The organism is Vibrio sp. S12_S33 (assembly GCF_963889785.1).
Lineage (GTDB): Bacteria > Pseudomonadota > Gammaproteobacteria > Enterobacterales > Vibrionaceae > Vibrio > Vibrio aestuarianus.
In genome coordinates, this window is sequence record NZ_CAWPQZ010000028.1 from 38,233 (window position 1) to 53,796 (window position 15,564).

Genomic DNA, 15,564 nt, shown 5'->3' on the forward strand with positions numbered 1-15,564 from the left:
TTTCAGCATGAACCCGGCTCTCAGTTTGTCGATATGCATGACCATGTTATTGATCAACATATCGAAAGTATTCAACGCTTTGTCCAAGCATTACACCATATCATTGATAATGAAATTTTATCCTCTCCCCTTAGTGATATAGAAAAAGCGCAGGTCAATCGTCTCGCTGATAAGCTGGATGATATTACCCAAAATGGATTTAACACAGCGAATTCAGTTAACAGGTCAAGATGAGTTTGCTCATATCGCGCAATATGTGAATCGCATTGTAGCCAGTTTTCAGCATGTCGTTCAGACCAATAAAGACTCGACAACTCAATTAGCTTTAGCGGCTGAAGAAAGCTCTGTTGTTGCTGTTCAAACCAAGCAAAATGTTATTGATCAACAAACTCAAACTCAGTTTGTTGCTACCGCTATCCATGAATTCACTACCACAGTAAACGAGGTTGAGCAAAGTGCGAGTAATGCGGCTAGTGCTTCTGAGCAGGCTGATCGAGCGGCAGAGCAAGGTCGGGGCTTTGCTGTTGTGGCGGATGAAGTGAGAACATTGGCTAGCCGAACTCAGAAATCGACAGAAGAGATTCAACAAACCATTCAAAGGCTACAACAGGGCAGCCGAGAGTCAACCACTCGTTTGGAAAGTGGAGCGGATAATACGCGCTTGGCGGTTGATAAAGCCCAGCTCGCGGGAGAATCTTTAACTCAAATTACGGCTGCGATAGATCAAATTAATGCCATGAATGAACAAATTGCAACGGCTGCCGAGCAACAAAGCTTAGTCACAGAAGACATTAACCAAAACATTACCATTATCAGTGATATCGCAAACCAAACGGCATCAGGCGCTGAACAAAGTAGTCAAGCGACATTATAGCTAGCTCGGTTAGCGGAAACACTGAAAGCCGAAACTGAAACTTATCGAGTGTGATCAAAGAGAGGTAAGCCGTACCGTTGGCTTACCTCTCTCGATCCTTTAGCGGATAATATGTGCTACGCGGCGAGCTTTAATCATGTTCACTATTTGTGGCATCAATGACATCACTATCATCCCCGCCATGTATGTGTATTGTATTGGTGTGTAGGCTTCTCCAAGCAATATCCCGCCACAAATAATGCCAGAAATTGGGTTGGCAATGCCGCCAAAGGTGAAATCAACAACGCTCATTCGCTGTAACAACCATACGTAGAGGCTATAACCTAATGCTGTATTGAGCACGCATACCCAAACCAGCCCCATTAAGTGAGTGGTATCGAAATGAATAAATGCATCTTGGTAAATTTGCGGTGAGTGCCATGCTTGTATGGAGGCGACCACAGCTAAGGCCAGGCCACCAATGATAAGTTGCCAAGTTAATACGCTCCACCAATCCATTTTGTTGCCTAAAGTTTGAGTAAAGTGGCTACCAATAATGATACAAAAAATAGCGGCCAACATTGCCCCTAAACCAATAGGGCTTAAAGAGAGTGTCCCTGGGTTAAATAGTAACCAGGCGAGTATGAGCAATGCAATGCCACTGAATGCTTGAATAAAACTTGGTTTTTTCTTTTTGACAATCCAATGGAAAACCATGGCAAATACAGGAACAGATAGCATCCCAACACCAGAAATCGCAGAGGGAAGTGACAGAGCCATCACAAAGATCAAACTAAAGAAAGCAGCGATATTAATGAGCCCAATCAAGAGCAATGGTCGCCATTCATTTTTCTTTGGCAAGCTAGGTTTGATTAAGAGTAATAGCAGGCCCGCAGGCAAAGCACGAAATACACCAAGTAATAACGGTGGCCAGTCTGGCAACGTGAATTTTGTTACTGCATAAGTCGTTCCCCAGAAAAAGGCAGGGATCATAGCCAGTAATATGTTTATCATTATTATCTTTACGTGAAGTTATTTTGTGTAAAGATAATGGTTGTTTTTATTCTTGTAAAGAATCTTTATGTTAAGATAAATGCCTTGATGATGAGTGATGGAGTAGGCTGTACGTGGATGCGATTGATCGAGTAGTTGCTCAATGGGATAAAGAAAGACCAGATTTAAACACCTTACCAATGGCGATGATTGGTAGATTATCAAGGCTTTATAAACATTTAGAAATGGCTATTGCAGACGTTCACAAGCGTTACGGATTAAAACTTGGGGAGTTTGATGTGCTTGCAACGCTGCGTCGTGCCGGTAAGCCATTTGAGCTAACACCGTCGGAACTGATTGCTTCGATGATGCTGACTTCCGGTGCAATGACTAATCGATTGGACAAGTTAGAAAATAAAGGGTTCATTACACGTTGTCATAGTATAGCAGACCGCCGTAGTGTGAGTGTCGCGCTGACAGCATCAGGTCTGCAACTCATTGACGAGATAATAGAAGAACACGTTAAAGCTCAACAAAAGTTGGTCAAAAACTTATCATTAGATGAACAGCAAATGATGAACCGAAGCCTTAAAGTATGGCTGGGCCATTTCGAGTAAACGCAAAGGAGAGCTCATGGAAATTACTGATATTGAATCGTTTTTAGAGGCATTACCTCAAGCACAAAGTGGTTATCCGTTTGGTCCTGATGCTTTAGTGTATAAAATTCGCGGTAAAATGTTTGCTTATACTTCGCAATCTTCTAACCAGCCATTTGTGACTTTAAAATGTACTCCTCAAGATGCAGAGGTACTGACCAGTGAATTTTCTTCGATACGCCCTGGTTATCATATGAATAAAAGGCATTGGATCTCCATTACGTTGAATGGAGATGTCGATGGCAACATGTTAGAAGAGTTGTGTGAACGTTCTTACCGGTTAGTTGTCAGTCAACTGAAAAAAACCGATAGAATGGCACTACAGTCCCTTTTTCAACAAGCTAAACCAGGCTAAGCGCCTTGGCTGGTTTGCTCTAATTTTTTTGCACCACGCAGCATGGCTTCAATTAATTCTGTTGCGTTAAATTTCTCTAATGCTTCGTGCGCGCCCACTTGGTGAGCCCTATCTAGGCATATTTCACTAGAAAGCGAAGTATGTAAAATGCAATAAGCATGGCTTAGCATGGAGTCATTCTGAACTTCAAATGCCAACTCGTAACCGTCCAAACCAGGCATTTCTATATCACTAACTAAAAGATCGATAGGCTGATGGTTGTGCGCGTCTTTTCTCATTAACTCAATAGCATCTAATCCATTCTTACAAATTTGGTAAGGGATATTGATACTGTCTAGTGCATCTGCAAGCTGTTTGCGAGCGATAGATGAATCATCAACCAATAAAATTCGCAGTGCTTTTAAACGCTCACGTTCAATATCCGTTAGCATTGGAATTTTAGCGGATTCATACTGTGGATAAATTTTCGACAGCAGTAGCTCTACATCAAGGAGCTGGACGATTTGTTCTCTATAACGTGTAATACCAGTAACAAAAACATTCTTACCGGCAGTCGGTGGTGAGGACTCAATAGAGCGCCAATCACATTCGATAATTTTTTCAATACTACGCACCATAAAGGCAACAATGGTTCGTAGGCAGTCAGTCACGATGAGGTAGCAACTTTTGTACTCGCTTGGATCTATCGCTCTAAAGCCAATCGCCGCAGCCATATCGATCACAGGGACGGTTAATTCACGAATGGTCACTGTACCGATTACATGGTGATGAGAGTATGGGATTTGTGTCATTGGCATGTAAGGGACGATTTCTCTTACTTTTAGGGTCCCAATCGCAAACAGTTGTTTTTGGGTGTTCAATGTGAACATCAACATACCTTGAGATTGGTTTGCTTTACTAGGTGTTTTAGCCATAACGCTTTACTCTAAATCTTGATCTTATGCTTAATACTAAACGATCTCTTACCGACAGCAATCTGTTAAATACAAATTAACCCGTTAACCGCAGGTTTATTGATCTCTTTCATCCAAAGCTGTGGGTGAACTCTTGAAAAGCATCAGTTACACTATTCAGCAGTTTACATTTACTGAGAAAACATGATGGCAAGAACAGCAGCAGCGCTTCATATTTTGGTGAAGCACAAAGAACAAGCTGAAGATATCATTACGCAACTTAAAAAAGGCGCGAAGTTTCAAACTTTGGCGCGTAAGTATTCCACCTGTCCGTCGGGTAAAAAAGGGGGCGATTTAGGCGAGTTTCGCCAAGGGCAAATGGTTCCTCAGTTTGATAAAATATGTTTTAGCGGCGAAGTACTTACACCACACCTTGTGAAAACGAAGTTTGGCTGGCACGTTGTTAAAGTGTTATACAGGACATAGGCCGTACCTAGAGATTGTAAGGAACCTTTCGAGTATCGTACACATTTCCCCATCAGATGTTGCAGTGGCCTAAGCTGCAACGTATTTCTTCTATCTTCATTTTCCCTTAATCACCCTGTCGGGCAGCTTACTACTAATATACCCTTCCTACTTGAAGTTGCAGCGGTGTTGGCTACGTTTGCTCACCCCAATCACATAGTTTATCTATGCTCATGGGGATGAACTCATTTGCTGCCTAACTGTAACTTCAAGTGGTTTGGATATAAAACTACTACTTCTTCTCATAAATAAGAAATTGAAATAAAACATTGAATTTATTGTGGTTATTGGTCATTTTTGTCGAGAGAGAAAAGTACGGTTACTTTGATATATTGACTTATATTGGCTTAACGTTAGTTTTACTAAATCAGCAGTATGGTCTAGGAGTTTAAAATGAGTGATGACAGAAAAACTAACGTTCGATTGCTATCTGATATTTGTATGCAGTCTCGACTGCTTAAAGACTCTCTAGAGTCAAAATTACCGATTAGTATGGATATCTCGCCATTTTGCGATACTTGGATGCAAGAGAGCAATCAATCATCACAAGACATCCAAATTATCATCATTGATTATTCACGCGTGGATGCTAATAATTTTGCTGATTATTCTGCTTTTAAACGTTTGTCATGTCCAGATGCTAAAGAGGTATTGATTAATTGCCCGGCAGATATTGAGCCCAAAATATTATTTAAGTGGCAAAACCTAGTCGGGGTTTTTTATTCACACGATGAGCTTGAATCTCTGATCAAAGGCATGGAAAAAGTTCTTGATGATGAAATGTGGTTTAATCGGAAGTTAGCCCAAGAATATATTCAACACTATCGGGCTGGTAATTCTTCAGTTACTTCCCAAGCCTATGCGAAGTTGACAAAGCGCGAGCAGCAGATCGTTAAACTGCTGGGTAGTGGGGCTTCGAATATTCAAATTGCTGATGAACTATTTGTTAGTGAAAATACAGTGAAGACGCACTTGCATAATGTTTTTAAGAAGATCAATGCCAAAAATAGGTTACAAGCGTTGTTATGGGCTAAAGAAAATATCGGCATCGAAGAGTTTAGCTAATTTTTTAAGACAGACCTGACTAATGTGTTAACAACGTTTTCTGCTACAAAACACCCTCACTCTAAGTAAAAATTTTATCTTATAAAAATGAAAATAGCCCAATTCAGGGGCTATTTTCGTTTAGCACTTTTATTCGAAAGAGACGCCTTTTTCTTTATGAAGGCGACGACAAGCTCGACCGTCGCTGTGGAAAAGGTGGCAGCGATGAGCAGGAACGCCGATAGTCAATGTATCTCCTGTTTCAACACTTAACGTATCGGGTTGACGATAAATTACATCAGAATCTGAACCTTTCAAGTTCATATACACTTGTGTTTCGTTACCGAGTTTTTCGACAATCATCACTTTGCCTTCGATTTGCGCATCACCATCTTCAGCTTTTAGTAAATGCTCTGGGCGAACCCCTAAAGACATGCGTTCACCACGATTGACAGTTGTGCCATCGACAGGGATCCAGAAAGAAGTGCCATTGGATAATTGAACTTTGACACGCTCTGCTTCCGCTTCTTCAATAAATACGCTCATGAAATTCATCTTTGGTGAGCCAATAAAGCCTGCAACAAAACGATTTGCTGGGTAGTGATAAAGCTCTAGTGGCTTACCAACCTGAGAAACAAACCCAGCATCAAGTACCACGATTTTGTCGGCCATTGTCATGGCTTCTACTTGGTCGTGTGTTACGTAAATCATGGTACAACCCAGTTTACGTTGTAGCTTGGTAATTTCTGAACGCATTTGTACACGAAGTGCGGCGTCTAGGTTAGAAAGCGGTTCATCCAATAGAAATACATTCGGCTGTGATACAAGCGTTCGACCAATCGCTACACGTTGACGCTGACCGCCAGATAGCGCTTTTGGTTGGCGTTCAAGTAAGTGACTAAGTTGTAGAATTTCAGCAGCATGTTCAACACGTTGTTCGATTTCTTTTTTATTAGCTTTGGCAAGCTTAAGACCAAATGACATGTTATCGAAAAGATTAAGGTGCGGATAAAGTGCGTAAGATTGGAATACCATGCCGACGCCTCGTTTCGAAGGCTCAACATCATTCATTCGTTGATCGCCAATGAACAATTCACCAGAGGTAATGTCTTCTAAACCTGCAATACAACGTAATAAGGTTGACTTACCACAGCCCGATGGACCAACAAAGACAACAAATTCACCTTCTTTAATTTCTAAATCAACATTTTTAGAAATCAATACATCACCGTATGCTTTACATACATTTTTTAACGTGACACCTGCCATGTAGCTTGTCCTCGATCAATATTTTTATAAATCACTGCCTATCATTATATGAATGTTCTCGCAGGCAATAACAGTAGGAATCGGTAAGGTGGTTAATAATGTAAGAAAAAAGGGTGATGGCCTCAAAATAAGGGAGTTTGAAGCAAACATCACCCATCAATGCCAACTATTGATTTGCTTCCCCCGCACAGTGAGCGCCTCCCCCGTAATGAATCAATACCACGAACGCTCATTTGTGACAGCAAACCAATCCGGCAATGTAAGCCAGTCAAACTAAGTTAACCTAAGCGTTACTGGAAAGGGTTCTTACTATCCACTCTTGGATGACTGTAGTTTCCGTGAAGTTGAACGGGGATACATCCTCCCAATTCAAGTTTTTGTAGGGGGAGTAGAAAAGGATGAGGTGGAGGAGGGGTAAAAAGGCGTAGTTAGATCTAGCTCAAATATTTTGTTGTGCCAAAGTAGAGGCTTGTCACATAAAGGCGCTTTTTTGTGATTTGCCTCTCCAGCCTTGGGCGATGGTGATCACGAAAATAGTCCATAATACCAAGGGCGTAGGGCGTAGGAGGATGAGTCTAAATAGGTTTTCTCTGATTATATATGACGAAATACGGCGGAACCTCTCGGTGAGCCCTACAACACAAATATAAAAAGGATATGAACATGAAAAACGCTCTAAGCACTGTAGCACTAAGTACGTTAGTTGCTCTTGGTTCGTTTGGTGCCCACGCTGCTATTGAAGAAGGACAGTTGACCATTTGGATTAATGGTGACAAAGGATATAACGGTCTTGCTGAAGTGGGTAAGAAATTTGAAGCCGATACTGGTATTAAAGTGACAGTCGCTCACCCTGATGGACTTCAAGATAAATTCCCACAGACAGCAGCGACTGGTGATGGTCCTGATATTGTGTTCTGGGCTCATGACCGTTTTGGTGGTTATGCAGAATCAGGTCTACTTGCTGAAATCAAACCTTCACAAGAAGTTAAAGATGGCATTGTTGATTTCGCGTGGGATGCGGTGAAATTCAACGGTAAAATTATTGGTTACCCAGTGGCGGTTGAATCTCTATCACTTATTTACAACAAAGATTTAGTGCCAAACCCACCGAAGAGCTGGGAAGAAGTTGAAGCGTTGAACGCGAAACTGAAAAAAGACGGTAAGTCTGCGATCATGTGGAACCTAAAAGAACCATACTTCACATGGCCTCTAATGGCTGCTGATGGTGGTTATGCATTCAAATACACTGTTGATGGCTATGATGTAAAAGACGCTGGTATTGCTCACCAAGGCGTTAAAGACTCAATGAACTTTGTGAAAAGTTTAGTCGAAAAAGGTGTAATTTCTCCAGATATGGATTACTCAGTATCAGAATCTGCATTTAACCAAGGTAAAACGGCGATGACTGTCAACGGTCCATGGGCGTGGGGTAACATCGAGAAGTCAGGCATCAATTATGGAGTAACTACATTACCTAAATTTAACGGTCAGTCTTCTAAGCCGTTCGTAGGTGTATTGACTGCTGGTATCAGCACAGCCTCTCCAAATAAAGACCTTGCTGTTGAATTCATTGAAAACTACCTACTAACCAATGATGGCCTACGTATGGTTAACAATGATAAGCCACTAGGCGCGGTTGCTCTTAACTCTTTCCAACGTGAACTTGATGCCGATACTCGTATCGCTGCAACAATGGATAACGCAATGAACGGTGAGATCATGCCAAACATTCCACAGATGAACGCTTTCTGGGAAAGTGCTAAAAACGCAATCATTAACATCGTAGATGGTCGTCAAACAGTTGATGCAGCACTTGCTGATGCTGAGAAACAAATGACTAAATAATTTGGTTTTGGTCAAACCCTTTTAAGGAGGGGGTAACCCCTCCTTTATTTTAAGTTTTATATCGTTAGCAGGTTCTTTCTATGCAGTCAGTTCAAGGTACAGATGCTTTGTCAGCACCAGAAACAACATTACCTACCAGTAAAAATGTCTTTATTAAATGGGCACTACTTGGTTCGGTTGGCGTTGTGAATGGTTATGCCACTATTCTTATGTATTCACGCGGTGAGCTCGCTTTTGCTATGCTTACTCTCATTCTTACCGCTCTGGCACTTTATATTTTCGGTAGTAAGAAAACGTACGCACACCGTTATATTTATCCAGGTATTGCGGGGATGATTCTGTTCATTCTTTTCCCTCTGGCGTACACCGTTGGCCTTGCTTTTACTAACTACAGTGCCAAAAACCAACTTTCTTTAGATCGCGCTCAGTCGGTCCTTTTAGATAGAACCTATCAAAGTGGACAAAGCTATCCATTTACGCTGTACAAAACTGACAATGGTTATCGAATCTCAACCGTGGACGGTGAGCAAACGCTGGCTACACAGGAGTTTTCGTTTGAAGGCATGTCACTTACCGATATGGATCTGCAAATCGTGGATTCTGTTGATGGCAAAAAAGAGCCAATCAAAACAATTATTAATAACCGCTCTGCGTTAAGTGGTGTGGATTTGCATTTACCGACAGGTGAAAGCATACGCATGAGTGGTCTTCGTAAACTCGCTGCGGTTGCGCCTTTGTACACGATGCAAGCCGATGGTGAGACACTAGTTAATAACCAAACTGGCGATACACTACGACCAAATATGGATGTTGGTTTTTATCAACCCATTGATGAAAAAGGTCAGTTTGTCGACTCTACGGTTTCTCCAGGTTTTGTCGTGCAAATTGGTACGCATAACTTTGAACGAGTCTGGAAAGATGATGGCATCAAAGAGCCTTTCATTAATATCTTTATTTGGACCGTTGTATTCTCAACATTGACCGTTATTTTCACTCTGGTTATCGGTTTAGTATTGGCGAGTGTTGTGCAATGGGAAGAACTTAAAGGTCGAGCTGTCTATCGAGTACTTTTAATTCTGCCTTATGCGGTCCCGGCTTTCATTTCTATCTTGATCTTTAAAGGTCTCTTCAACCAAAGCTTTGGTGAGATCAACATGGTGCTAAATAGCATCTTCGGCATCAGCCCGAGTTGGTTTTCTGACCCATTCCTAGCTAAATGTATGGTACTTGTGGTTAATACTTGGTTAGGCTTCCCATACATGATGATCTTATGCATGGGGTTGTTAAAAGCCATTCCAGAGGATTTATTCGAAGCATCTGCGATTGATGGTGCGAACTTTATGCACAATTTTACTAAGATTACGCTGCCGTTAATGATTAAGCCGATGACACCACTGCTTATTGCAAGTTTTGCTTTTAACTTCAATAACTTCGTTATGATTCAGCTCTTAACACAAGGTGGTCCAAACATGATCGGTACATCGGAACCTGCTGGTTATACTGACTTACTTGTAAGTTATACCTACCGTATTGCGTTTGAAGGCAGCGGTGGCCAAGACTTTGGTTTGGCAAGTGCGATTGCAACCTTGATCTTCTTGTTGGTGGGCGGTTTGGCGCTACTCAACCTACGTTTCACTAAACTTTCTCAAAATTAAGGAGCAATCATTATGGCTATGGTACAAGGTAAATCATTGAAATACCGCGTATGGGGAACCCATATAGCTCTTTGGGCTTTCTTATCATTGATTATCTTTCCACTTTTGATGGTAATTGCGATTTCATTCCGGGAAGGTAACTTTGCGACAGGCAGCTTGATTCCAGATAACCCATCGTTAGAGCACTGGAAATTGGCATTAGGTTTCTCAGTGACCAACGCTGATGGTTCAGTAACACCGCCTCCATTCCCAGTATTAACTTGGTTATGGAACTCAGTGAAAGTGGCGGGGATTACATCCATACTGATTGTGGCACTTTCAACAACATCGGCTTATGCATTTGCTCGTATGCGCTTTAAGGGTAAATATACCATCTTGAAAGCGATGATGATTTTCCAAATGTTCCCAGCAGTATTGGCTTTGGTTGCAATGTATGCTCTGTTTGATAAGTTAGGTCAGTACATCCCGTTCTTAGGGTTGAATACTCACGGTGGTCTGATTTTCTCTTATCTTGGTGGTATTGCACTGCACGTGTGGACGATAAAAGGCTACTTTGAAACCATTGATAACTCGTTGGAAGAAGCCGCTGCGCTAGACGGCGCAACGCCGTGGCAAGCCTTTAGATTGGTACTGTTGCCACTTTCAGTGCCAATCCTTGCAGTGGTATTCATCCTGTCATTTATTGGTGTAGTTGGTGAAGTACCAGTGGCGTCATTACTACTTTCTGATGTAAACTCGTACACATTAGCGGTTGGTATGCAGCAGTATCTATACCCACAGAACTATCTATGGGGTGATTTTGCAGCAGCGGCAGTATTGTCTGCCTTACCTATCACTGTCGTATTTTTACTTGCACAGCGCTGGCTTGTCGGAGGACTTACCGCTGGTGGTGTGAAAGGATAATAACGATAGGGCGATCGTGAGGTCGCCCATTTTGTATATGCTTAATGTCTTTGGTTTGGCCGCCGGTCAGTTAAGTAATATACAAACCTGGCGTTACGCATAGCTGGCTGTTAGCTCTATTCCTTACTATCAAACGACTAACAGTTTTTGTAACCAAAACCCGAGCATTGCTTGGGTTTTTTTATGTGTGTCAATTTGGAAAATACACATGCAGTACTGTTATCCAGAATTCGTAGCGCGAATAAAGTATATTGGGCAACTGTTTTCTCAAAAGTAGTACAGCGCTCAGATGCGACGCATGTCAGATATGTTGCTGCAAAATAAGGTTAGCGGCACAAAAAAATTAGAACTCGCGACTGGAAGGGGCGCAACCTAAGTATTGTAATAAAACATAGAGACTTTCTTGTTGCAGGGCGACCTTACGGAACAGTTCGGCAAAGGTGTCATCACCACCAAAACAGGTTCGAATATAGTGATTGATCTCTTGAGCTTGGTAACCTTCGACATAAAGCGTGCGGACCCACTGATATTCTACAGATTTTGGGTCCACGATCGTGGATTCACTCAATGTAATACCTTGTAAGCTCAATGTGTCTTCCATCTTTATTCGCTAATTACAAAGCGGCAATTTAATCAGATAAAGATGAAAGAAAAATGACAATCTAGGAAACTTGATGAGCAAAGTGCGAGATATTATTTGAGATACTTTACGTGCGCTTACTTGCCATGCATAAAAGTTACTTTTATTCATGGACTCTTATTTAGGCTATCGCTTCAAGAAACAAAACCACCGTCTTAGACGGTGGTTTTGAGGAACCAATAAAGAACAAAATACCTTATATTAGTTTTTACTCATCGGCACCACGATCATTTACCATCGATAACCTAAACTAAGTGTGTAGGCTTCTCTCGTCTCACCTTTATTATAAAGCGCGGTAATATTGTAGTGCTTACCGAGCTGTTTATTAAAACCAACTAAATAAGCCCATTGGTTTAAAGAAACATCAACATCGTAACTAAATTCACCTTGTAACGCATCAACATACCCTAGGTTACCCGATAACGTAGAATCTAAGCCTTGATATTCTGCACCGACAAGAATTTGAGCTCTATAATCAACAAATTGATATCCGACCATTGGTTGGGCAACAAATAAAGTATCACCCCAACTCGAAGACCCCTCTAATCGTGTTTGGGAGACTGTCATATTTAAAGTAGCGAAAAACTCTTTATACCCGACAGCCAAAGTTGTACCAACACCCAGCAAGTCGTAATCAAGACTTAAAGGAAGATTTAACCTACCGGGGCGACACAAAGGAAGCCCTTGTCCTGTTAACGCATCACATAAGGCGTCACCTAGCCCAGGACCAATGCCATTTAATTTATCTTTAATATCATTTACACTTTCTGATGTATATCTAGCATCAATGTTTGCTCTAACTTTGACTTTTCCAGCCAACCCGTAAACATTCCAGAAAGGCAAGATGTACACATCTCCCCTAACCGTCAAGCTTTCAGCATTGACCTTAGCGAAAGTCTGACTCGGATCAAAATCCTTATCTAGATTTTGCAGTCCTAATGCCCCCAGACCTAAGGTAAAAGATCGAAAGTCTAAATCCATATCTTGATTACGATATGCGACAGAGAAACCATAAGGAAGAGGAATATCAATCCCTTGCCTACGGACTAAGTCTCCCATTAATGGGAAAAAACTGTCAACCTCGACCTTTTCTTCCCGAATGCGCGGGTCAGAAGCTTCTTCAAGCTTTTGACTATCTAGAACTTCGGCACCATCGACATCGTCATAAAAAGCAACGGGAGTCATGACCACTGAAAGAGTAAGCTTTTCTTTCTTTCTAGTTTCTCCGTTTGCAACAATGGTTTTATTCTTAACATAAAGTGAACCATTATCAAGCTCACTTAATGCAGTTTCTTGTCTATAATCCTGAATGCTATAAGTACCGTAGGTAAATGGCTGTGAATTAGTGATCACCATTTTTACAGGCTTGTGATCTTCAACATGTATCTCAACCTTCATGAAACGAAAATAGGCAACATCTTGAGGTAGTTGATACTTAGAGTAGTTAAAGCGCACAATTGCGTGATCTTTATCTAATTCTTCAACGGTAACCGACGATCGATCGTAGCTTTCAGCGTAAGCGCGAAGTCGATATTCTGTTTTGGTCAAATATTCAATAGAGTCAATCGCTCCACCATCCTCTGAAAGTGAAGGTTCACCATCGAGTTGAGAAATTTGATTCGGGAAATATTTTATTCTCAAGTCAATGTTTCCCTTTAAATCTGTTGTTTGTACTAGATAAAAAGAGGAAGAGGAAGACTCATCATTAATTGAAGTGACTTTACGAACGTGCTCAACAATATGATCTCCCTGAGATAAAGTACTAATACCGAACTTAGGTAAATGTTCCGGTATGCCATACCGTTCAAATATAGAAACTTCTTCAGCATGAGCAATATTAACGAGCGTTAAAGCACATGCTAATATACTGATGCACCAACTAAAATGACGAGTAAAATAAAACCTTATGAGTCGGTTGTTTTTTATCTCAGCCCAGTATGTACCGTTTAACTTATTCAGCATTGTTACTACCTCCACTGTAATCAATAATATTTGCTTTAGTAAAGTGCATCACAAATACCGTCTACTGTCTCAGTATCAATACCTTTATTCATCGTAGCGTCCCATTCTGTAAGATTGGTGTTTATTTCACCGCCGTCATCTGCGGAATTATTAGATATCATCAAGATATTATCCAAATTTTCTTGATATCGATATTCAGGATTAAATAAATCATCACTAAACCAGAAACGTGACACTTCCCCCATAAGAAGTAGGTCACCTTTATTAGGCGCGATTTTTTTACCATCTTGGTTATATAACCTATTGAATACAAATGGTATTTCAGCTTGATTACATGCTTTTCCACCAAAGCAAGCTAAGTTGCCTATCGTGTCAAAAATTGAACCATCAAGGAGTTGGTTATTAAAACTCGCTTCGTAATCAAAGTGATATAAGGTCGGCGCAACATCATGGGGAACGGTTTTGGCGTAATCACGAACTGCACATTTATACAGCAATTGGTTATTCAGTTGATTAAATTTACCAAGATCTTCCTTAATCCCCTCAAGAGTTGTTGGGGTTGTCGAAGGAGCAAAATCGCCCAGACGCAAAGGTGTATCGGTCAAACGGTCAGCGAATAAAATGGATGAAATTAATGTATATGCTGGAATGTCAGGGATACTTGGCAAGTCTCGAATATCATTACTATCTCCGATGAGGAATAGCACAACATCAATCAGCTTAACCCCAGGTAGTAACTCAACATTAATTAAAAATAGTAATTTTAGTTCTGCAATATAACCGTCAGATTCATTGTTATTGAAACCAATAATAGAAGGCACTTTTAACGGTGCTTCATGCGCAAGAGATGTTATGTGGTAACCCGGGTAGTCTTTATATTCTGTGCAAAGTCCCAAAAACGTTTTTACGCACTCACGGTGTGATTCAATATAGGGAGAGAACGGGAGTAATTTAGCTCTCGGTTCTATAGATGCAATATCTGACGCGTATTTCACACCAAGTTTCGCAACAATGGACTGAGTGCTATCACCATCGTCAATCCAACCCAAAATGTCACTCACCATATTTTCAATCGTTTGGTCAGGTAAACCAAACAAGCGTCCCGTAATTTCTGCTTTTACTTGTTTCTGAAGCTCTAAAACCTGCTCAACAGTCAACTGGTCGATGGTCAGATCTGGATACAGTGTGGCCTTTGCAATTTTCAACGTATCAAACTGGTTTTTGGCCGCCGCGTAGGACTCAAATGAGAGGCCAAGCGGTAAACTTTGCATAATCGCTCTGTTAAAGAAGTTGCCTGCAACATTATCGTTCGCTTCGCGATCTCCAGTCGTTGTTTGTTGAAGAGCATTAATTGATGTAGCACCAGCACCTTGCCCAAACACCGTCACGTTGGCGCTATCGCCACCAAAATCACCTATGTGTTGATTGACCCATTCGAGTGCACGCTTTTGATCACCAATAGCGAAGTTGCCCCCCTTGGTATTGCCCTTATCTTCAACCCAAAGCTTTCCTAATAAACCGAGACGATAATTGAAAGTGACCGCGATAAATGGGTTATTACCCATGCTGCTTTGTGCAACAGCTACATCGGGAATGATATTCGGCAAGTTACCCGATCCCGTTTCAAAAATACCGCTATGAATATAAACGTACACAGGCAGTTTATTATCAGCAGAGGTGTTATCAGGTCGCCATATATTGAGGTAAAGGCAAGTTTCTGAATATTCTGATGAATCAGGCTGTGGGCATATGTTGCCAAAATCTGTAAACGAGTTGTCTTCTACCACAGCCTCTGCAAGCGGCAACATCACGCTGTGCTTAAAACGGTTTGGTTTACCGAAGAAAAAAGGTTCATCGCGGCTTTCCGGGGAAAGCCGCTTTTATCTTCAAGAAGAAGTAGTCTGTATCTCGATACCCATAACCCATTCGCTTGATTAGCTTTATCTTGTTGTTCATCCCTTCCAGTGTGCA

The 15,564-nt window shown here is 41.3% G+C and carries 14 protein-coding genes and 1 pseudogene; 8 read left to right on the top strand and 7 right to left on the bottom strand.

What is annotated here, in order from left to right:
- Positions 1-3: 3 nt before the first annotated feature.
- A pseudogene (locus AACW06_RS13120) lies at positions 4-874 on the top strand (methyl-accepting chemotaxis protein); the annotation flags it as partial.
- Between the two features lie 99 nt (positions 875-973).
- On the opposite strand, the gene AACW06_RS13125 reads toward AACW06_RS13120, so the two are convergent.
- Positions 974-1,864, bottom strand: a complete 891-nt coding sequence (locus tag AACW06_RS13125; RefSeq protein ID WP_192075413.1) for an EamA family transporter — start codon at positions 1,862-1,864, stop codon at positions 974-976.
- Positions 1,865-1,980: 116 nt separating this feature from the next.
- On the opposite strand from AACW06_RS13125, the gene AACW06_RS13130 reads away from it, so the two are divergent.
- Together AACW06_RS13130 and AACW06_RS13135 are read left to right on the top strand one after the other, a co-directional pair.
- Positions 1,981-2,463: a MarR family transcriptional regulator gene (locus tag AACW06_RS13130; RefSeq protein WP_192075400.1), complete on the top strand. Its 483-nt coding sequence runs from the start codon at positions 1,981-1,983 to the stop codon at positions 2,461-2,463.
- 16 nt (positions 2,464-2,479) lie between these two features.
- On the top strand, positions 2,480-2,857 hold the full coding sequence (locus AACW06_RS13135; protein WP_192075401.1) for an MmcQ/YjbR family DNA-binding protein: 378 nt from the start codon (positions 2,480-2,482) through the stop codon (positions 2,855-2,857).
- On the opposite strand, the gene AACW06_RS13140 is transcribed toward AACW06_RS13135, so the two are convergent.
- The gene (locus AACW06_RS13140) at positions 2,854-3,771 is read right to left on the bottom strand and encodes a chemotaxis protein (RefSeq protein WP_192075402.1); all 918 of its coding nucleotides are present in this window, start codon (positions 3,769-3,771) and stop codon (positions 2,854-2,856) included. The two genes, AACW06_RS13135 and AACW06_RS13140, sit on opposite strands and share 4 nt — an antisense overlap.
- A gap of 186 nt (positions 3,772-3,957) precedes the next feature.
- Here AACW06_RS13140 and ppiC point away from each other — a divergent pair, with 186 nt between their 5' ends.
- Entirely contained in the window at positions 3,958-4,236 is a 279-nt protein-coding gene (gene ppiC, locus AACW06_RS13145; protein ID WP_053311184.1) for a peptidylprolyl isomerase PpiC, read from the top strand.
- A gap of 432 nt (positions 4,237-4,668) precedes the next feature.
- Positions 4,669-5,340: a LuxR C-terminal-related transcriptional regulator gene (locus AACW06_RS13150; protein ID WP_192075403.1), complete on the top strand. Its 672-nt coding sequence runs from the start codon at positions 4,669-4,671 to the stop codon at positions 5,338-5,340.
- A gap of 129 nt (positions 5,341-5,469) precedes the next feature.
- On the opposite strand, the gene malK is transcribed toward AACW06_RS13150, so the two are convergent.
- Positions 5,470-6,588: a maltose/maltodextrin ABC transporter ATP-binding protein MalK gene (malK, locus tag AACW06_RS13155; protein ID WP_192075404.1), complete on the bottom strand. Its 1,119-nt coding sequence runs from the start codon at positions 6,586-6,588 to the stop codon at positions 5,470-5,472.
- Positions 6,589-7,251: 663 nt separating this feature from the next.
- Here malK and malE point away from each other — a divergent pair.
- From malE to malG, 3 genes are all read left to right on the top strand, one after another.
- A complete protein-coding gene (gene malE / locus AACW06_RS13160) occupies positions 7,252-8,433 on the top strand; it encodes a maltose/maltodextrin ABC transporter substrate-binding protein MalE (protein ID WP_192075405.1) in 1,182 nt (393 codons plus the stop codon).
- Positions 8,434-8,513: 80 nt separating this feature from the next.
- Positions 8,514-10,088, top strand: a complete 1,575-nt coding sequence (gene malF, locus AACW06_RS13165) for a maltose ABC transporter permease MalF (protein ID WP_192075406.1) — start codon at positions 8,514-8,516, stop codon at positions 10,086-10,088.
- A 12-nt stretch (positions 10,089-10,100) separates the two neighbouring features.
- Positions 10,101-10,991 carry a maltose ABC transporter permease MalG gene (gene malG / locus AACW06_RS13170; RefSeq protein ID WP_192075407.1) on the top strand — a complete coding sequence of 297 codons (891 nt, stop codon included), beginning with the start codon at positions 10,101-10,103 and terminating at the stop codon, positions 10,989-10,991.
- Positions 10,992-11,334: 343 nt separating this feature from the next.
- On the opposite strand, the gene AACW06_RS13175 is transcribed toward malG, so the two are convergent.
- The 4 genes from AACW06_RS13175 to AACW06_RS13190 all read right to left on the bottom strand — a co-directional run.
- A complete protein-coding gene (locus AACW06_RS13175; RefSeq protein ID WP_443263444.1) occupies positions 11,335-11,592 on the bottom strand; it encodes a hypothetical protein in 258 nt (85 codons plus the stop codon).
- Positions 11,593-11,862: 270 nt separating this feature from the next.
- Positions 11,863-13,593 carry a hypothetical protein gene (locus tag AACW06_RS13180; protein ID WP_238336705.1) on the bottom strand — a complete coding sequence of 577 codons (1,731 nt, stop codon included), beginning with the start codon at positions 13,591-13,593 and terminating at the stop codon, positions 11,863-11,865.
- A 35-nt stretch (positions 13,594-13,628) separates the two neighbouring features.
- Positions 13,629-15,401 carry a carboxylesterase family protein gene (locus AACW06_RS13185; protein ID WP_238336706.1) on the bottom strand — a complete coding sequence of 591 codons (1,773 nt, stop codon included), beginning with the start codon at positions 15,399-15,401 and terminating at the stop codon, positions 13,629-13,631.
- A 43-nt stretch (positions 15,402-15,444) separates the two neighbouring features.
- The coding region (locus AACW06_RS13190) for a transposase (RefSeq protein WP_192075408.1) at positions 15,445-15,564 on the bottom strand (120 nt) is incomplete at its 5' end.